The sequence below is a fragment of the Halobacteria archaeon AArc-dxtr1 genome (assembly GCA_025517425.1).
GTDB lineage: Archaea > Halobacteriota > Halobacteria > Halobacteriales > Natrialbaceae > Halostagnicola.
In genome coordinates, this window is record JAOPJY010000001.1 from 1,393,202 (window position 1) to 1,410,239 (window position 17,038).

Sequence of the window (17,038 nt, forward strand, 5' to 3'; positions counted from 1 at the left end):
TCTCTGGCGCGGACGCGAGCCATTGCTGCTCAGGACGGTTGCAGCCGTCGTCACGGTGAGTCGGCGCTGACTGGAACGCAAAACACTGGCGTATCGGCCTCGCGAACGACGTTCTCCGTGACGCTCCCGAGGAACCACTGTCCAATTCCGGTCCGGCCGTGGGTCCCCATAACGATCAGGTCGACATCGCGTTCGGTCGCGGACGTGAGAATGATGTCCGCCGGCGATCCGGACGTTATCGCCCCGGAAACGCTGACACCGGCGTCGATTGCCTGCTCTCGGACAGTCGCCATCGCGTCCTCGCCCTGTTGCTCGAGCGCGCCGAGAAGTTCGTCCGGCGCGTTCGCGGTGAGGGCACGGCTCGTATCGACGGAGTACACCGCGTGGATCATCGACTCCAGTCGGCTCGCCAGCGCGATGCCCCACTCGGTCGCGATGGCGGCGCCGTCGCTCCCGTCCGTCGGCAGGAGAAGGTCGTCGAAGGTGATCTCGTCGATTTCGCCTGCACCGGCGTTCGGCGGGACGGCGAGAACGGGCGTGCGCGCCGTTCGGAGGACGTTCTCCGTCACGCTACCGAGAAGCACTCTGTCCAATCCGTCCCGACCTTTCGTCCCCATAGCGATGAGGTCGATCTCGCGTCGGGTGGCGTACTCTCTGATCGACTGAAACGGCGTTCCGCGCGTGACGCTAGTCGTCACCTCGAGATCCGTATCGTGGGATCGTACCATCTCCGCGATGGTCTCGACTGCATCTTCTGCTTCGTCCTCGAGCGACGCGTACATCGACTCCGCTGCGTCGGTGATCCCCTCTACATCACTGCGAACGGCAACGACCGAGAGGACGTGTACGTCCGCGCCAGTTCGCGACGCCAGCGCAATTGCGCGTTTCGCTCCGGCGAGGGCGCCCTCGCTATTGTCCGTCGGAATCAGTATCGAGTCGATGAACCGGCTCATAGCTCCACATCGCTTCACCGCCACGACGCATAATTGTGTGGGGGTACCCCACCCGCAGACAGAGAGAAATCGGCTCGGTACCGAAGACAGACGTGACAGACTCGCCCTGCAGACAGGCGCGATCGACCCGTCAGTGGTCGCGGGTTAGTTCGCGGGCGATTACGTCGAGTAACTCCACGAGTTGCCGGGGCAAGAGGAACTGATCCCGAACGTGCTCACGTGCGTTCGCTCCAAACCTCGTCCGACGAGCGTCGTCCTCGAGTAGGTCGGCGATGCGATCGCCGGCTCCCTCCGCATCCTCCGGGTCGACGAGATACCCGGTTTCTCCGTCCACGACCTGCAGCGGGATGCCACCAACGTTCGATCCCACAACCGGCGTCCGCTTCCAGAGTGCCTCCGAAACGACGAGTCCGAACCCCTCGCGCAGCGACTTCTGAACGACGACGTCCGACTCGCGCTGCAAGACGTTCACGCCGATATCCGGCAGATCGGTCAGCACGTGAACATTCGGATCTGTCGCTGCCTCTTCGGCGACCTGTTCGTACAGCTCCAGCCCCTCCGGGTCGTCGCCAGCCATCCCACCGACCAGCGCGAGCTGGAGATCCGGGACGGTCTCGCAGGCACGACGGTACGCTGCCAGCGTCCCGAACTGATCCTTCCACGGGTCGAATCGGGAGATCTGTGTGACGAGCGGGTCCTCGAACGAGAGTGGATCCAGCCGGTCGCGCTCGGTTGCGACCGTGTTCTCGTCGAGCGACCGGTTCTTCTCCGTAACTGGATCGATCGACGGGTAGATGATGCTCGTGTCCGGAACCGCGGTGTCGCCGATATAGCTGGACCGGCTGAAGATTGCGTGATCGACGCGCTTCGTATACGCGGAGATGAAGGCGAGGTACTCGGGGGTCGGATCGGTGAGGTCGATGTGACAGCGCCAGACGATCGGCACGGTTGGCATGGCCTCTTCGAGATGATCGAGCATCCCCAACGGCTGTGGATCGTGGATGACGACGAGATCGTACTGGTCCTCGAGTTCGCGGGCGTTTTCCTCGTTGACGGCCCGATAGGTCGCTTTCATCGCCTCGGTCAGCGGCGGTCCGCTCCCTTGTAACGCATTGTGCATCGCCTTCGTGACTTCGAAAAACTCGTCGTCTGCGTCCATCACGAGCCAGTCGGTATCGATGCCAAGCGCGTTACAGACCGGGATGATCGATCGGAGCAGTTCAGCGACCCCGCCACCGGTCGCAGTCGAATTGATGTGAAGAATCCGCCACTCGGCCAGCGTATCGGCGAGTGACCGAAGCCGTTCGAGGCGCTGCTGACCAATCACGTGCATGTATGCGTCGATCGATTTGTTCGGAAGTGATGGTGCGTGCATCGGCCTGGCAGCCGTACAACGAGTAGGGGTATCAGTTGTGGGGAGGGGGTGCGGGCGATTGCGAGTGGAGAACGAGACGCCGTGGACACGACAGTGCTGCAGACGGCAGCGGATATCCTATCCAGGTAGGGAGCAGAGCCATGCCCATCGGTACCAATTGTAGTCCTATGCGACTCGCACACATCGGGCTGCTCGAGGAGTTCGGAAACCGCTCACTAACCATCCACGGGATCATGGTGCTCGCATTCGTCAATGCGGTGCTCGTCGGCCTGTTCGTTGGCGGCCAGGTGGGTGTGGTCTCGTTCGTCGCCCTGCTCAACTTCACCGCCGGACTGTGGATTGCACACACGATCCACTCGCTGGGGAACGCAGTTGGCGACGACGGGTACACGGGTGTGGTGAACGAACTGTTCCGCCCCGAAGAAGCGCCCGAGGAGGGATTCGACACCGGACGGTTCGGAAGATTTCTCGCTCTCGTAGCTGCCGTGACGACGGTGGCACTGTTGACGTCCGCGCAGGTGCTCTCGGGTGCAATCTTCCAGCTCGGCGTCGTCGCAATCGGGGCGATCGCACTCGTGACCGCCATCGTCGGCGTCCTCATCGCGCTAGGAGCCAGCTACGACGAGTCTCAGGCACAGACGGCGGCCGCGATCGACGGTCGAGACGAGCACACCGACGGCGCCGAGGGGGCGCCGACTCGGTAGTTCGGGATTGCCTCGACTGAGCAGTCAGCCCCATCCTGTTGGTCAGATCGAAGAGGCGGTAAAAAAGGCAGTCTCGGTCAGTTGTTCGACGATCCACCGCCCTCAATGGACGGGTCTGGGCCCGATCCGCCGTTGCCGTTTCCGTTTCCCGGCAAAAACGCCCAGACGAGGATCACGGCGAAGACGAGGGCACCGATAGCGACCATCTGAATCGCGCTGATCTCGATACCGAACCAGCCGAACACGACGCGGAGTTCGACGATGAACGGTGTCGACAGGGCGAGTGCGACCAGCAGCGCACCCTTCGAGATGCGCACTACGAGGTCACCCCGGCTAGTGAGAGGGTGGTGTCGACCGCTGGCGTCACAACCGTCGTGACGACGGCATCGAGCAGGAACATGGCGTCCTCAGCGGAATGGATGTGTACCGGCAGTTCGATCACGTCGGTACCGAACAGGCCGCCGCGCTCGATGATGCTCAGCAGCGGGAACGTGTACGCGAAGATGACGAGAACGATCGCGATTCCCGTCCACAGCTTGAGGTTGTCGAGTACGACCGGGGCGTCCTCAGGGCCAGAGAGTGTGTCTGCGTAGCCGTTGTCAGGGATCGAATCGCTCCGACCGTTGAGCGCCGTTCCGACCACGTTCGCGAAGAACAACACGAGCGAGAGGAACAACAGCGTCCCACCGAGTGCGACCTGGAGATCGAGTTCGCCGACGCTCCCGACTGCAGCCTCGAACTCGAAGCCTTCGTACTGCGGTTCGGCGGTACGACGTGGGATGCCGAGCAGTCCGCCGCGGTGCATCGCGTTGGACATGAACGTCATTCCGACGAACCAGAGCACGACCTGAACGAGGCCGACCGACCGGCTCCACAGCGCCCGTCCAGTCAGCTGCGGGAGGAACCAGTAGGTGACGGCCATAAACGTCAGCGCAACACCGGTCCCGACAGTGAGGTGGAAGTGACCCACGACCCAGAACGTGTTGTGAACGAGGTAGTTGATGTTCATCCCGGCGTTGATCATGCCGGAGAAACCGGCGGCGGCGAACATCAGGCCGGCCAGGGCCATCCCGGCGAAGACGGGGTCTCGCCAGGGCAGCGCCTTCAGCCAGCCGACGTAGCCCGTCCCGCCGCGCTGGCGGGCGCCGTGTTCCATACTTGCGACGACGGTAAACGCCGTCAGCAAGCTCGGAAGTAACAGGAACATCGTATTTGTCATCGCGATGAATTTGAACCCTTCTGAGATGCCGGGATCGAGATACTGGTGGTGGATCCCGGTCGGCACCGAGAGGAGCAAGAAGAGGACGAAGACGACGCGGGCAAGCGGGTCGCTAAACAGCTTCCCGCCGGAGATCTTCGGCAACATAATGTACCACATCATGTACGCTGGCATCAACCAGAAGTAGACGATCGGGTGGCCGAAGAACCAGAACAGGGTCCTGGTCAGCAGCGGATTGATCGTCTCGACCAGGCCGAGCGACCACGGCAGGATGAAGACCAGGAGAGCCACGGCGACGCCCAGCGTCGCGATGTACCACATGATCGTCGTCGTCAACACCATAAACGTCGGCAGTGGGATGCGCTCGTCGGGGTTCTCTGCTTTCCAGGCCAGCCACGACCGGATCCAGTCAACGCCAGCCAGCCACGTCCCAACGACGAACAGCACGAGGCCGAGATAGAACAGTGGGTGGGCCTGTAACGGCGCGTAGAAGGTAAACAGAACCGACGCGCTCAGTTCCGAACCCAGTAGCTCCGGCGGATTATCGAGGAACCCGGCGAAGATCGGGAGCGCTGCCATGACGGTGCCAAGCGACATCAGGCCGTACCACAGCCAGGTAAACCGGATGTCCTCGACGCCACGGTCGAGGCTGGTCGTCACCGCCCACGTGAAGATGCCGACGAGGAAGAAGATAGTGAACGTAATCACCAGGAACACACCGTGGGCGGTCAGAACGGTGTAGTAGTCCGCCGAGTCCATGAACCGGTAGACGTCGGTGCGGTGTAACGTCTGGACGAGCCCGAGCAGTCCACCGATCGCCAGGGCGAGGAACGAGCTGTAAAACGCCGCTCGAACCAGCTTCGCCTCAGCGGGGAACTGATCGAGGTAGGCGTTGCGTGTCTCACTCATCGTCGTCACCTCCGTTCTCTGCGTCAGCGTCGGGATCGACGACGCTCAGCGTTCCGCTCTCCTCGTAGTCGTCGACGGTGACGGTCCAGTCGTGGTCGCCCTCGCCGAGCTCCGCCGAATCGATCGGAACCGCCAGTTCGTAGGTTTCGCCACCGGCGATGGTGACGTCTTCCGTGATCGTTTCGTCGCCGATTTCGAACGCAATGGTCGTCTCGAGTTCGTCGAGCATTCGGTTCTCGACGGCGATCTCGACTGTCGTCTCGTTCCCGAGGTCGACCTCGCTGTCCGCGTCGACCGAGAGCTCGGTCATATCGAACTCGTCTTCGTCGACGACGGTGACCATCCCTTCCATGTCGTGATGCCCGGGACCGCAGTACTCGTTGCAGACGACGCCGTATTCGCCGGGTTCGTCGAACTCGACAGGCATCACGGACACCTCGCCGGGTATCGCCATCGTGTTGACGTTGGTCCCGACAAGGCTGAAGCTGTGAATAACGTCGCGGGATGTCACGTAGAACGTGACGTCACTGTCAGCAGGCACTTCGATGGGATCGGGGAGGTAACTGAACGTCTGAGCGACGACGTAGACCTCGTACTCGTTGTCGCCAACGTGTTCAACTCGCGGGTCGCCGAACCGCTCGTCGTCACCGAGCTCGGTCGGCTCGACGGTATCTTCCTGATCGGAGACCATCGTGATACCGAGGGCAACCGATCCGTAGGTAATCGTCGCGATGAACGCGACGATGAGAACCATCGCCGCGATTAACCACGCCTTCTCGTACGTGTGAATATTCATGCGATCCCCACCACCGTCCCAACGACAGTCGGGTCGTTACCGAGGAACTCGACGAAGTACATGAAAAACCACAGGAACACCAGTATCAGGAAATATAGGAGGATTAATACTAGCGTTCCGACAGGATCGAATTCGTCGTGGCCGATCTCGCGCACTCGACCCGATGTCTCTGTTTTCGGCTCCGTCTCTCCGGTCGCCTGGCTCATATGCCGGTCTTAGGAAAGGGGGTGCATTAATCGGGCGTGACGATCCCATCTCGTGGGAACAACAGCGGAGACTATGATGAGTCCTCCCTAACGACCCCGCATGTCACTCGAAGACCTCTCGCCGCGGGTCGGGCTTATCGTCGGCCTACTGGCGTTGCTACCGGTGTCGTGGTACGCCGTCGGCAGTTCCCTGTCGGCGGGAGCAGTGGCTGGACTAAACGTGCTGATAATTATCAGCTGTCTCTATATCGCCTTCCAGCCGGTGGCCACAGAGGGACACGGGCACGGTACCGACGACGCGTCGTAATGGAGCCCTTCCGTCGGCCCAGACCGCGTCCCGACCAGAGATCGGTGGGCTATCGGATGCGGTCAGTCAGCCACAGGGCGGCAACAACCACCGGTTTGACGACTGACGAAGACCAACTCCCACGCCAGTTACCCAACTCATGAGTCGACTCCCGAGTCGCTCTGGTCTCGAGGATACCCACGATCGATCAGCGTCGGAACGTGGTTCCGACGAGGGGTGTACGCTCTGTTCGTTGCCGACGCCGTCGACCCCCATTACCGATCCGAACGTCGATGGGGAGTTCTGCTGTCAAGGCTGTCTGGCAGTGTCACAGGCTTTGGACGACGCCGCAGTCGACGAAAAAGCGGTCCGCGCTCGAACCAGCACGGACTCGCCTGGCCTAGACGAACTCGACGGCGACGACGCGTTCCTCGCGGTCGATGGAATGCACTGTTCGACCTGCGAGGCGTTCCTCGAGACGCGTGCGGAGGATGCAGATGGCGTGTTGGGTGCGGAGGCGAGCTACGCGACGGATACGCTACGCGTGGTGTACGATGCCGACGTACTGGAGACGAGCGATCTTCCCGAGTTGCTCTCGGGATATGGCTACGAGGCACGCGATCGGGCAACCGGGAAAGCGGACGAACCGCGGGACGCCGCGCTCGTCAAATTCCTCGTTGGGGGCGGACTGTTCGGGATGATGGTGATGGTGTGGTATGCGGTCTTTCTCTATCCGACCTACTTCGGCTACGAGCCACTCGCTGAGTTCGGCAGCTACGACGGCTACTATCTCGTGGTGAACATCTGGCTGATGACGTCGTTCGTCCTCTTTTATACCGGCTGGCCGATCCTCCGAGGTGCGTACGTCAGTCTCCGGGCAGGAATGCCCAACATGGATCTGCTCGTCACGCTCGCCGCGGTGGGCTCGTACGCCTACAGCACCCTCGCCATGGGGCTCGGGCGGACGGATCTGTACTTCGACGTCACGGTCGCAGTCATCCTCGTCGTCACCGCCGGCACGTACTACGAAGGGCTGATCAAGCGCCGGGCTGCGGGACTGCTATCGGATCTCACGGCCGCCCAGGTCGAGGACGCTCGCCGGGCGAGCGATGGCGAACTGGTTTCGCTGGATGCGGTCGACCCCGGCGACAGACTGCTCGTCCAGCCCGGCGAGCGGGTCCCCCTCGACGGGGCGGTCGCCGAGGGGGCCGCAGCAGTCGACGAGTCACTGGTGACCGGAGAGTCACTCCCGGTCGAAAAGCAGTCCGGCGATCGCGTCCGCGGGGGAACGCTCGTAACGGATGCCCCCCTCGAGATCACAGTTGGCGCGGACGCCGAAAGTACCCACGATCGGCTCGTCTCCTTGCTGTGGTCGATTCAAAGTTCGCGGCCAGGAGTCCAGCGACTCGCGGACAAGCTTGCAACGATCTTCGTCCCGCTAGTCGTCGTTCTGGCAGGCGTCGCAACGCTCGCGTTGCTCGCAACTGGGTCGAGCCTGTCGACCGCGTTTCTGGTCGGCCTCACAGTCGTGATCGTCTCCTGTCCCTGCGCACTGGGACTGGCGACGCCACTGGCGATCGCCTCGGGTGTCCAGACGGCGGCCAAACGCGGGATCGTCGTCGCCGCCGAAACGATCTTCGAGGACGCACCAGAGGTCGACGTCGTCGTCCTCGACAAGACCGGAACGCTCACCGAGGGCACGATGAGAGTCGCTGCGGTATACGTCGACAATGAAGCCGATGAGAGCCAGGACGACGCTCCCGACACCACGGCAGTCCTTCGCCGGGCCGCGGCGGTCGAAGCGCTCTCCGAGCATCCGATCGGGGCTGCGATCGTTGAGCGGGCGCAGTCGGCAGGGGCCGAGTACGAAACGGCAGCCGTCGAGGGGTTCGAGCGCGACGTTCGAGGTGTGAGCGCGCTCGTCGGAGGTGATCGCGTCGCTGTTGGCCACCCGGACTTTTGTCGAGAGCAGGGGCTGTCGATTCCAGCCGCCCTCGAGTCGCGGGCCGAATCCATCCGAGCCGACGGCGCCGTGCCGGTCCTCGTCGGGTGGGACGGACGCGTGCGCGGTGCGATCGCCGTCGGCGACGCCCCACGGAGTAACTGGAAGCGTGCAGTCGAGAGCCTCGCAGCCGATCACGAGGTCGTCGTTCTGACCGGCGACGAGGGAGCCGCCGTCGAAACACTGCGTGAGGCCGACGGCGTTTCGGAGGTCTTCGCAGGCGTTCCCCCCGAAGCCAAAGCCGAGACCGTCCACCGACTGCGCAGTCGCGGCGTCGTGGCGATGGTCGGCGACGGGAGCAACGACGCCCCGGCACTCGCGGCTGCCGACGTCGGCATCGCCCTCGCCAGCGGGACGGAGCTCGCGACCGACGCCGCAGACGCCGTAATCGTCGGCGACGACCTCCAGGCCGTCGCCGAGACGTTCGACTTGGCCGGAGCAACCAACCGACGTATCCGACAGAATCTGGGCTGGGCGTTCCTCTACAACGCGATCGCGATCCCACTGGCGATTGCCGGGCTGCTCAATCCGTTGCTGGCGGCTGGGGCAATGGCAGCCAGTAGCCTGCTTGTCGTCTGTAACTCCGCACGCTCGCTTCGATAGCAGGCGTTCTCAGTCGTCACGGCACAGACGCAGAGCAGAACGCAGCGCGGACGTCACCGGTACGCTGCGAACTCCTCGCCAAAGAGTGCAAAGTAGCCGACGCCGACTAGCCCGATCACAGTCGCGACGGTAAAGGAAAGTTCCGGGCTGGCAAAGGCCCAAAGGGCACCCCCGAGGACGCCGCTGGGGATCACGATGGCGCCCCGGAGGAGGTAGTACGAACCGGTGACGCGTCCGCCGACACCGGCTTGTGCGGGGCCGACGATCAGCGCCTTGTGCGCCGGGAGCCCGGCAAATCGGAGGCCGGAGAACGCAAAGAGTGCGATCAGCACCCAGGCGTTCTCCGGCGCGAAGATCAGCATGACCGGGAAGATCGCGTAGACGAGGAAGCCGAGTCCAACGACGGGCTTGAGCCCGGTTCGCTCGGCGATGGTGGCGGCCGGCGCCATCGTTAGCAGGGCGACGAGCATCTCGACGCTCAACAGGACACCGAAGAACGCCGCCGGTGAGAGATCGACCGTCCCGACGACAGGCAGCGACAGCGAGAGCCCAATTCCCATCACCTGGGTAATGACGAGGATGAAGAAAGCGTAGACCATCCCGTTGGCGAAGCGAACCAGCGCGTCGGCGACGAGCAGTGGACGTAAGGGCTCGGGCAGCACCCGGAGGTCCGCGATGACCTGGCCGACTCCCTGGAACTGCTTGCCGACGGTGTCCGCATCGACCTCGTACAGCAGGTGCTGGGCGAGGGTTCCCAAAAGGGCGACGACGATGCCGAGTGCGAGCACCCACAGGAAGCCCGGCATGAGATCGTCGACGACGAGGACGGCAACGATCAGCGGGGCGAGCAGAAACGCTGTCCGGCGAAACGTCTCCGTGCTGGCGAACCCGCGTGCGAGCCGGTCCGGATCGGTGGCCTGCTTGACGATGGCGTAGTGGCCCCCGATGCCGAAGGATTTCCAGCACTGGGCCAACAGCAGGCCGACGAACACCCAGACCCACGGCTCGAGGACGAACGCGCCGAGGTCGATCGACGGGACGAACGCCGCCGCCAGCCAGATGGCGAAGCCGAACGTAGAGAGAAATCCGAAGACAGTGAGGGCGTACCGCGAACCGACACGGTCGGAGACGACCCCGCCGTAGTAGGGGTAGACGGCGCCGATGACGTTCCCGAGCGTCGCAAACAGACCGACGACGAAGCCGCCCGCGCCGAGGTAGACGAGGTAATCCGGCAGGAATCGGTTCGTCATCTGAAATCCCAGACTGAACGCGAACATCGCCAGCGACAGAACGAGAACGTCCCGCTCGAGCGAGAAGAACTGTCGAAACGCATCGAGTGGGGCAGCACTCTCGTTCGACTGGCTCACCATAGTGCGTCTCAGTTAGCAGGCCGTAAAAGTTCCAGTGGTGGCAGCTACCGGGAACGAGAGCGACGGGAGACTCCGCGTCCGAGCCGTTCACTCAGCAACAGGATCGTCATCTTCGAACCGGTCGATTCGCTCGATCGTTCGGATCTGTGAGGAATCGTACGAGGAACCCATCGAGATGAGGAAGCCGATGATCGCAGTGACGACCGCGATGGCGCCCAGCGCGACGATAGCGACCGGGAGGAGCGTCCCGGAGAGTACCTGTGCGGAGGTGAGCAACGCAATCGCCGTCACGACTGAAACCAACAAGAGAAGTCGACCGAATCGGCCGATATCGAGGGAAGCGTTCGGCCGGTCACGAGTGCGAAACAGTTCGTTTACGACGCCAGCGTACTCGTCGTCGCCAATTGCGTTCCCCAGCGAGTGGACCGAGTGAGCGACCCACAGCCCGGCGGTGATGTTGACCAGCGCGACGAACGAGACGAGACCGATCTGGCCGCCGACGAGCAGCCCGGCCAGTATCGCGTTGACGAACGCAAGTACCATGAGCCCGTGGACGACCAGCGAACGCGTACCGAACTCCTCGAGTAGCTCAATGTGTGCAAATCTCATGCGTAGACAGTCGCCATTCGACGGTATACCGCTGGTCCTTACACTTGCAGCCCCGGGCGAGTCAGCACACAGACACGACAGAGCTGAAGCGACCAAACTCTCAAGTAAGGGTGCCAACAGCGGGTTTCGACGACGGATGGGAAGAATCAACTGGGGCGGGTGTCCACCGGGAGCTAATGAGTATCGCGCGGTACGACCTTGATCCCGACGTTGACAGGAAATACGTCGCTGCGCTCTATATCAGCGCGCTGGCGCTTGCGATCGCGGGAGCCTTCTTCGGATTGCTGTACGCGCTCGGGGAGTTCGGCACCTACGTTCGCTCGCTGGGGTGGGCGGCCGGCTGGTACGCGCTTGCAGTGTACGTCGCATGGTGGACCGTCTACTACCGCTCGTCGAAGCGACCCGACCAGGCCGATCCGACGCTCACCGAGGATGCCTGCGTCGATCTGCCGGAGGGAAACGTCGTCACCCTCCGGACGTTTCTGACCTACAACACGCCCCGTGGACGGAGCTCAAACAAAGGGAAGGACCTCGCGGAGAAGGCCGCGAGAACGATCCAGACGGTCGGGGTGATCGTCGGTTTCTCGCTGCTCGTATTCTCGTTTACCCTGCAGATGCTGTACACCGAGTCGCCGGCCTACCACGAGGCACACATCTTCACGGCGGTGCTCGGCGTCCAGCTGATCGCCATCGCGAACTTCCTGATCGCCATCGACTCACTCGACACCACGACCAACGAGTTCGACGCGTTCAGCCCGGAGATGATCCACGAGCACAGACAGACGTTCTACGACCGCGGCATCGCCAACTACTACCGGGGGCTGTCGATTCTGGTCTTCTCGATGTTCCTGCTGACGATGATCGTACTGCCCGTCCTGACTGCGGTAGGCGTCCTCGCGTTCGCCTACTACGGCTACAACTACTGGTTCGGCTACACTGAGTATGCTTGAGGGAGCACTCTCTGCGGTCGTCCCGCTCGCGCTGCTGGCCGGCCTCCCGCCGGAGACGTACGCCATCGCGAGCGCGTTCGCGTGGGCCTTCTCGACGCTGTTCGTCAACCGCGGCCTCTCGCGGATGCGGGCGGCCGACGGCGAGAACGATATCTTCCTGGGGCTGGCAGCGAGCCTGCTCGTCGGCTGTCTCTTCCTCACGGCGGTCACGGTCGGTCGGTTCTCGCTGTCCGACGTCTCCCTGACGCTCGTCGCCGCCGGCGTGCTCACGTTCCCGGTCGGAACCGGCCTCTACTACTACACCGCCGAGCGCTACCGCGACCGCGCCGAGATAGCTGCCCAGTTCTCGAAGGTCAAACCGATCTTCTCGGTGCTTATCGCGCTCGTCTTCCTTCGGGAGGCGATCAGCTCGCTGATCTGGCTGGCCCTCGGGCTGATCGTCCTCGGTGTCTCCCTACTGCTGTGGGCGACGGTTCGCAGCCAGTTCAGCCTCGTGACGGCAGTGCTGGGGCTCGCGACCGCGCTGGCCTGGTCGGCCGGCGAGGGATTCATGGCCGTCGGCGTCGAGGGGACTTCCTCGCTGCTTGCGACCTACGTCGCCATCCTGACTGGCAGTCTCGTCTACCTGCTGGCGGTGTTTCCAGTGTTTGGCTCCGGCCTGGACCCACGGGGGGCGGTCGGGGAGGGGTGGCTGTTGCCGTTCGCCGGCCACGGACTGTTGAGCTTCGGGATCGCCTACACGCTGTTTTTCACCTCGATCGGCGAGATCGGACTGGCTCGCACGGCGCTGATCACCGCGTTCTGGCCGATGCTCGCGCTCGGAATTGGCTACCTCGTGGGCCGACTCACGGGCGACGGCGTCGACGAACGGATCGCCTTCCGACACCTGTTTCTGGCGGCCGGGTTTCTCGTCGCCGGCAGCGCAATCGCAGCAGTCTACTGATCCACACAGTCGGATTGCCCGCCATCTTTATTGGGCCACTCTCGAAGTGATCATCAACATGTCACGAGTTCCAGGCGAGCGTGCCATCGCGACCGCCCGACGTGACGTACTGCGGGCGGCCGGCGTCGGCACCGGCGCGCTGACGCTTGGACCGACAGCCGGGATCGGCCTCGTCGGCGCGGAGAACAGCGTCGATGAGACGACCCAGACGCCGCCGCGGCTGTCGGTCGAGGGCAATCGAATCGTCACCGACGACGGCGAGGACGTGACGCTTCGCGGGCTCAACGTCATCGACCCGAAGCGAGCGAACGGCTCGACGGCCGACCGCGGACGAACCCCAACGGAAACGATCGACCTGCTGACCGACGCGTCGGCGGGCTGGCACCCGGACGTAATCCGGGTTCCGGTCCAGCCGATCGACATCGGGGATCACGAGGCCGGACAGGCTCCAGAGCCGATCGCGTTCACCGCGGCGCAACTGGAGAGCTACCTCGATGAGCACCTCGACCCGGTCCTCAAGCAGTGTGCCGACGCCGGCGTCTATGCCATCGTCGACTTCCACCGCCACTGGCCGGAGGTGCAGTGGGGCGACGATGAGGCGGGGACGATAAACGAGACGCTGCAGGCAGAGACGCTTCAGTTCTGGGAGACCGTCGCGCCGCGGTACGCCGCCGACGACCACGTGCTCTACGAGGTGTACAACGAGCCGACCGAACCCGGGATGTGGGACTCGATCGAGGAGTCGTGGGTTCAGGACGTGTGGGAGCTCTATCTGGAGTTTATCCAGCCAGTTGTCGACGAGATCCGCACCCACACCGACACGGTCGTTCTGGTCGGCTCACCGGGATGGTCCTCGAGTCCCGAGGGAGCGCTGATCGAACCCGTGGCTGGCGAGAACGTCGGGTACACGTATCACGCCTACCCGGGCCACGAATCGAGCCAGCAGGGGGACTGGGAAGACTCCGCGATCAACGGCCAGGGCGTCGAGGCGGTCTACGAGGAGTACCCAGTGTTCGTCACCGAGTTCGGCTGGCGCGACTACGACGATAGCCTCGAAAGCGGGACGACCGCCGAATTTGGCGAGCCGTTCATGGAGTGGCTCGAATCCCACGACTCGATCCACTGGATGGCGTGGGTGGCCGACGTCTGGTGGGAACCGGCCATGTTCCAGCCCGGCTTCGACGGCACGTGTGACGATCCGCCCTGCGAGTGGGAACTGCTCGGGCGGGACGCCGGCTCCGAGGTCGATATGGGGGAGTATCTCCGCCAGGCGCTCGAGGTGGGTGGCGTCCCCGACAACTACTGGTCGGATGAAGACGGCGATGCGGACGGTGGCGGTAGAGGCGTAGACACCGGCGAGGAGGATGAAGACGAGACCGATAGTGGCAATGACGACGAGGATGGGTCAGAGGATTCCGTTGACGGAGGCGACGACGAGCCCGCCGACCAGCCGACCGGGAGCGGCGACCAGCCGAGCGATGACGGGAGCGGTGACGACGATTCCGACGCATCGGACGACTCCGTCCCCGGGTTCGGAATCGTTGCGACGGCTGCAGGGCTCGCCGGCGGGGCTGCGGTCGCGGCGCGGCGGCGACTGGACGGCGGCGAATCCGAGTAGGCGGCCGCACCGTCCCGCGAGACGCTCGCCGCGACCCCCACGATTTAGTCGCCAGCCACCGACCCGTCACACATGGGCTTCGACACCGCAGCGAAGACTGACGTCGACTCGGTCGTTCCGGAGGAAGCGGGCGGCATGTGGTTCCTCAAAGATGCACTCGAGAGCGAAGAGGTCGGGTTTACCGTCCTCGAACTCGAGCCGGGCGCTGAGGGGATGGAACACGACCACAGCGACGACGATCAGGAGGAGGTCTACTACGTCGTCGAGGGATCGATCACGGTCACGGTCGCGGACGAATCGGTCGAGCTCGGCCCCGAAGAAGCGATCCGACTCGATGCCGGCGAGACGCGCCAGATCGAAAACGACGGCGACGAGCGGGCCACGCTCGTGTTGGCGGGGGCACCGCTGTAATCGCTCCCGTGTAGGGCACCACTGTAATCGTGCCCGTGAGTGTACTACGAACCCGTGTAGGCGTCGTGCCGAGACGTCACCCGGGACAAATTGTGGTACCATCGACCACACCTAGTGTGTTTGGCCCCCCTGTTCCGTCTGCCGCCTACGACCGCGAGAACGGGCGGTTGGGGCGGGGCTTCAACATCCTTAACCGCGCTGATGGCCACGTTCTGCGTAATGCCACCGGCCATCGAGACGACGGACCTCGTCAAGGAGTACGGGGAGTTGCGGGCCTTACAGGAGCTGTCCCTGACCGTCGAGGAAGGCGAGTTCTTCGGCCTGCTCGGACCCAACGGTGCGGGCAAGACCACGTTCATCAACACGCTGGTCGGACTCGTGCGCAAGACCGGCGGCGAGGCGCGCGTGTTCGGCCACGACGTCGAGAGCGAGTACCAACAGGCCCGAGACGCGATCGGCCTCGCGCCCCAGGAGTTCAACGTCGACCGATTCTTTCCGATCAAGGAGGTACTGATGCACAAGGCTGGCTACCACGGCGTCTCCGAGGACGAGGCCGAACGCCGGGCCGAAGAGGTGTTAAAACGGGTCGGGATCTACGACAAGCGCCACGAGCGCTTCGACTGGCTCTCCGGCGGGATGAAGCGCCGGCTGTTGCTCGCGCGGGCGCTCGTGACCGATCCCGATCTGCTCATCCTGGACGAGCCGACGGCGGGCGTCGACGTCCAGTTGCGCCACGACCTCTGGGAGCTCGTCACCGAACTCAACGAGGAGGGAACGACGATCCTGCTGACGACTCACTACATCGAGGAGGCAGAACGCCTCTGTGACCGCGTCGCGATCATGAACGAGGGGCGGAAGGTGACCGTCGCGACGCCGGACGAACTGAAAACGCGCGGGACAGATACGATCTCGGTCCGGCTGGAATCGTCGATTACGTCGTCTGCAACAGCCGATCTCGAGGACGATCTGGGCGCCTACGCCCACGGAGTGTCGACGGCGGCCGACGGCCGCCTCGAGGTCCGCGTCGACGACGGCGGCTCGACTGCGCCACAGCTACTCCACGATCTGGAGGCCGCAGGCTACGAGATCGCAGACCTCGAAATCTCGCGGACCTCGCTCGAGGAGATCTTCGTCGACCTGACCAAAAGCGAGGACCGGACGGTGACGCGGTCGTCGGCCGGAACCGCTGGAGACGGCGAAGAGGAGAGCGCGCCAGCGGACGACTCAGTTGCCGAGCGCGAGCAGGAGGGGGTCGCCTGATGCTCTCGGTCGGCTTCCGGACGCTGTTCCGCCGGGAAGTGCTGCGATTCGTCCGTCGCCCGAAGAACACGTTCATGCCGCCGGCGATCACAAACGTGCTCTACTTCGCCGTCTTCGGGCTCATCCTGGGCGGTCGGATCGACGAACCCGTCGAGGGAATCGGCTACATTCTCTTTCTGGTTCCCGGGCTCGTGGTACTGGGAACGATCTCGAACTCCTTCGAGAACGCCTCCTTCTCGATCTTCCACGGCCGCTGGAACGAGTACATCCACGAGACGCTGACCTCGCCGCTGTCGTACGTCGAGATGGTCGTCGCCTACGTCGCCGCCAGCGCGGTTCGCGGACTGATCGTCGGCGTCATCATCGCGCTGATCGGTCGACTGTTCGTCCCGATCAGCATCGAGAACGGACTCTTCCTGGTGGCGACGATGGTCGTCATCGCGGCGCTGTTCGCAGCGTTTGGAATCATCGGCGGCCTCGTCGCCCGCGACTTCGACGACCTGACGGTGATGAACCAGTTCATCCTCCGACCGCTGGTCTTCTTCGGTGCGGTGTTTTACTCGCTGACGATGCTGCCGACGACCTGGCAGTACGTCTCGCTGCTGAACCCGATGGTCTATATGGTCGACAGCGTCCGGTACGGGTTACTGGGACACTCAGATATGTTCGAGGTGGCGCCGGCGGCGGTCGCCGACGTCGCCCCGTTGCTCTCGCTTGCAGTTCTGACGGGACTGACGCTGGTCGTGCTCGCGATCGACGTCTACTTGTTCAAGACGGGCTACGGGCTGACAGACTGAGTTCGAACTCGACGAGACCGAGCCGGT

Annotated in this window: 17 protein-coding genes; 9 read left to right on the forward strand and 8 right to left on the reverse strand. The window is 63.6% G+C overall.

Going from position 1 to position 17,038, the window contains the following annotated elements; all coding sequences use genetic code 11:
• Positions 1 to 50: 50 nt before the first annotated feature.
• Together OB905_07185 and OB905_07190 are read right to left on the reverse strand one after the other, a co-directional pair.
• On the reverse strand, positions 51 to 953 hold the full coding sequence (locus OB905_07185; protein ID MCU4925766.1) for a universal stress protein: 903 nt from the start codon (positions 951 to 953) through the stop codon (positions 51 to 53).
• A gap of 130 nt (positions 954 to 1,083) precedes the next feature.
• Positions 1,084 to 2,328, reverse strand: a complete 1,245-nt coding sequence (locus OB905_07190; GenBank protein ID MCU4925767.1) for a glycosyltransferase — start codon at positions 2,326 to 2,328, stop codon at positions 1,084 to 1,086.
• A gap of 167 nt (positions 2,329 to 2,495) precedes the next feature.
• Here OB905_07190 and OB905_07195 point away from each other — a divergent pair, with 167 nt between their 5' ends.
• Positions 2,496 to 3,032, forward strand: coding sequence for a hypothetical protein (locus OB905_07195; GenBank protein ID MCU4925768.1), 537 nt, complete (start codon positions 2,496 to 2,498; stop codon positions 3,030 to 3,032).
• A 77-nt stretch (positions 3,033 to 3,109) separates the two neighbouring features.
• On the opposite strand, the gene OB905_07200 is transcribed toward OB905_07195, so the two are convergent.
• Genes OB905_07200 through OB905_07215 form a run of 4 tightly spaced genes read right to left on the reverse strand, consistent with a single transcriptional unit; the run spans position 3,110 to position 6,162 of the window.
• The gene (locus OB905_07200) at positions 3,110 to 3,349 is read right to left on the reverse strand and encodes a CbaC protein (protein MCU4925769.1); all 240 of its coding nucleotides are present in this window, start codon (positions 3,347 to 3,349) and stop codon (positions 3,110 to 3,112) included.
• On the reverse strand, positions 3,349 to 5,160 hold the full coding sequence (locus OB905_07205; protein ID MCU4925770.1) for a b(o/a)3-type cytochrome-c oxidase subunit 1: 1,812 nt from the start codon (positions 5,158 to 5,160) through the stop codon (positions 3,349 to 3,351). The genes OB905_07200 and OB905_07205 overlap by 1 nt, the downstream gene beginning before the upstream one ends.
• Positions 5,153 to 5,956 carry a cytochrome C oxidase subunit II gene (locus OB905_07210; protein ID MCU4925771.1) on the reverse strand — a complete coding sequence of 268 codons (804 nt, stop codon included), beginning with the start codon at positions 5,954 to 5,956 and terminating at the stop codon, positions 5,153 to 5,155. The genes OB905_07205 and OB905_07210 overlap by 8 nt, the downstream gene beginning before the upstream one ends.
• A complete protein-coding gene (locus tag OB905_07215) occupies positions 5,953 to 6,162 on the reverse strand; it encodes a hypothetical protein (GenBank protein MCU4925772.1) in 210 nt (69 codons plus the stop codon). The genes OB905_07210 and OB905_07215 overlap by 4 nt, the downstream gene beginning before the upstream one ends.
• A gap of 100 nt (positions 6,163 to 6,262) precedes the next feature.
• Here OB905_07215 and OB905_07220 point away from each other — a divergent pair, with 100 nt between their 5' ends.
• Both OB905_07220 and OB905_07225 read left to right on the forward strand, forming a co-directional pair.
• Positions 6,263 to 6,469 (forward strand): cytochrome-ba3 oxidase subunit, encoded by a 207-nt coding sequence (locus OB905_07220; protein ID MCU4925773.1) that lies wholly within the window; start codon positions 6,263 to 6,265, stop codon positions 6,467 to 6,469.
• 139 nt (positions 6,470 to 6,608) lie between these two features.
• Positions 6,609 to 9,053 (forward strand): cation-translocating P-type ATPase, encoded by a 2,445-nt coding sequence (locus tag OB905_07225; GenBank protein MCU4925774.1) that lies wholly within the window; start codon positions 6,609 to 6,611, stop codon positions 9,051 to 9,053.
• 53 nt (positions 9,054 to 9,106) lie between these two features.
• Here OB905_07225 and OB905_07230 read toward each other — a convergent pair whose 3' ends face one another.
• Complete coding sequence (locus OB905_07230) at positions 9,107 to 10,420, reverse strand: MFS transporter (protein ID MCU4925775.1); 1,314 nt, start codon at positions 10,418 to 10,420, stop codon at positions 9,107 to 9,109.
• Positions 10,421 to 10,510: 90 nt separating this feature from the next.
• Positions 10,511 to 11,032, reverse strand: coding sequence for a hypothetical protein (locus OB905_07235; protein ID MCU4925776.1), 522 nt, complete (start codon positions 11,030 to 11,032; stop codon positions 10,511 to 10,513).
• A 176-nt stretch (positions 11,033 to 11,208) separates the two neighbouring features.
• Between OB905_07235 and OB905_07240 the strand changes: the two genes are divergently transcribed.
• The 6 genes from OB905_07240 (at position 11,209) to OB905_07265 (ending at position 17,011) form a co-directional block, all read left to right on the forward strand.
• Positions 11,209 to 11,982 carry a hypothetical protein gene (locus tag OB905_07240; GenBank protein MCU4925777.1) on the forward strand — a complete coding sequence of 258 codons (774 nt, stop codon included), beginning with the start codon at positions 11,209 to 11,211 and terminating at the stop codon, positions 11,980 to 11,982.
• Positions 11,975 to 12,925: an EamA family transporter gene (locus OB905_07245; GenBank protein ID MCU4925778.1), complete on the forward strand. Its 951-nt coding sequence runs from the start codon at positions 11,975 to 11,977 to the stop codon at positions 12,923 to 12,925. The genes OB905_07240 and OB905_07245 overlap by 8 nt, the downstream gene beginning before the upstream one ends.
• A gap of 58 nt (positions 12,926 to 12,983) precedes the next feature.
• Positions 12,984 to 14,543: a glycoside hydrolase family 5 protein gene (locus OB905_07250; protein ID MCU4925779.1), complete on the forward strand. Its 1,560-nt coding sequence runs from the start codon at positions 12,984 to 12,986 to the stop codon at positions 14,541 to 14,543.
• A 72-nt stretch (positions 14,544 to 14,615) separates the two neighbouring features.
• On the forward strand, positions 14,616 to 14,954 hold the full coding sequence (locus tag OB905_07255; protein MCU4925780.1) for a cupin domain-containing protein: 339 nt from the start codon (positions 14,616 to 14,618) through the stop codon (positions 14,952 to 14,954).
• 219 nt (positions 14,955 to 15,173) lie between these two features.
• Positions 15,174 to 16,214 carry an ABC transporter ATP-binding protein gene (locus OB905_07260; protein MCU4925781.1) on the forward strand — a complete coding sequence of 347 codons (1,041 nt, stop codon included), beginning with the start codon at positions 15,174 to 15,176 and terminating at the stop codon, positions 16,212 to 16,214.
• Positions 16,214 to 17,011, forward strand: a complete 798-nt coding sequence (locus tag OB905_07265) for an ABC transporter permease (protein MCU4925782.1) — start codon at positions 16,214 to 16,216, stop codon at positions 17,009 to 17,011. Before OB905_07260 ends, OB905_07265 begins: the two co-directional genes overlap by 1 nt.
• The last annotated feature ends 27 nt before the right edge of the window (positions 17,012 to 17,038 follow it).

What these genes read in the sequence shown, in the direction of transcription:
- OB905_07185 (MCU4925766.1), bottom strand. Translation starts at nt 953, where the DNA reads ATGAGCCGGTTCATCGACTCGATACTGATTCCGACGGACAATAGCGAG.
- OB905_07190 (MCU4925767.1), bottom strand. Translation starts at nt 2,328, where the DNA reads ATGCACGCACCATCACTTCCGAACAAATCGATCGACGCATACATGCAC.
- OB905_07195 (MCU4925768.1), top strand. Translation starts at nt 2,496, where the DNA reads ATGCGACTCGCACACATCGGGCTGCTCGAGGAGTTCGGAAACCGCTCA.
- OB905_07205 (MCU4925770.1), bottom strand. Translation starts at nt 5,160, where the DNA reads ATGAGTGAGACACGCAACGCCTACCTCGATCAGTTCCCCGCTGAGGCG.
- OB905_07210 (MCU4925771.1), bottom strand. Translation starts at nt 5,956, where the DNA reads ATGAATATTCACACGTACGAGAAGGCGTGGTTAATCGCGGCGATGGTT.
- OB905_07215 (MCU4925772.1), bottom strand. Translation starts at nt 6,162, where the DNA reads ATGAGCCAGGCGACCGGAGAGACGGAGCCGAAAACAGAGACATCGGGT.
- OB905_07220 (MCU4925773.1), top strand. Translation starts at nt 6,263, where the DNA reads ATGTCACTCGAAGACCTCTCGCCGCGGGTCGGGCTTATCGTCGGCCTA.
- OB905_07225 (MCU4925774.1), top strand. Translation starts at nt 6,609, where the DNA reads ATGAGTCGACTCCCGAGTCGCTCTGGTCTCGAGGATACCCACGATCGA.
- OB905_07235 (MCU4925776.1), bottom strand. Translation starts at nt 11,032, where the DNA reads ATGAGATTTGCACACATTGAGCTACTCGAGGAGTTCGGTACGCGTTCG.
- OB905_07240 (MCU4925777.1), top strand. Translation starts at nt 11,209, where the DNA reads ATGAGTATCGCGCGGTACGACCTTGATCCCGACGTTGACAGGAAATAC.
- OB905_07245 (MCU4925778.1), top strand. Translation starts at nt 11,975, where the DNA reads ATGCTTGAGGGAGCACTCTCTGCGGTCGTCCCGCTCGCGCTGCTGGCC.
- OB905_07250 (MCU4925779.1), top strand. Translation starts at nt 12,984, where the DNA reads ATGTCACGAGTTCCAGGCGAGCGTGCCATCGCGACCGCCCGACGTGAC.
- OB905_07255 (MCU4925780.1), top strand. Translation starts at nt 14,616, where the DNA reads ATGGGCTTCGACACCGCAGCGAAGACTGACGTCGACTCGGTCGTTCCG.
- OB905_07260 (MCU4925781.1), top strand. Translation starts at nt 15,174, where the DNA reads ATGCCACCGGCCATCGAGACGACGGACCTCGTCAAGGAGTACGGGGAG.
- OB905_07265 (MCU4925782.1), top strand. Translation starts at nt 16,214, where the DNA reads ATGCTCTCGGTCGGCTTCCGGACGCTGTTCCGCCGGGAAGTGCTGCGA.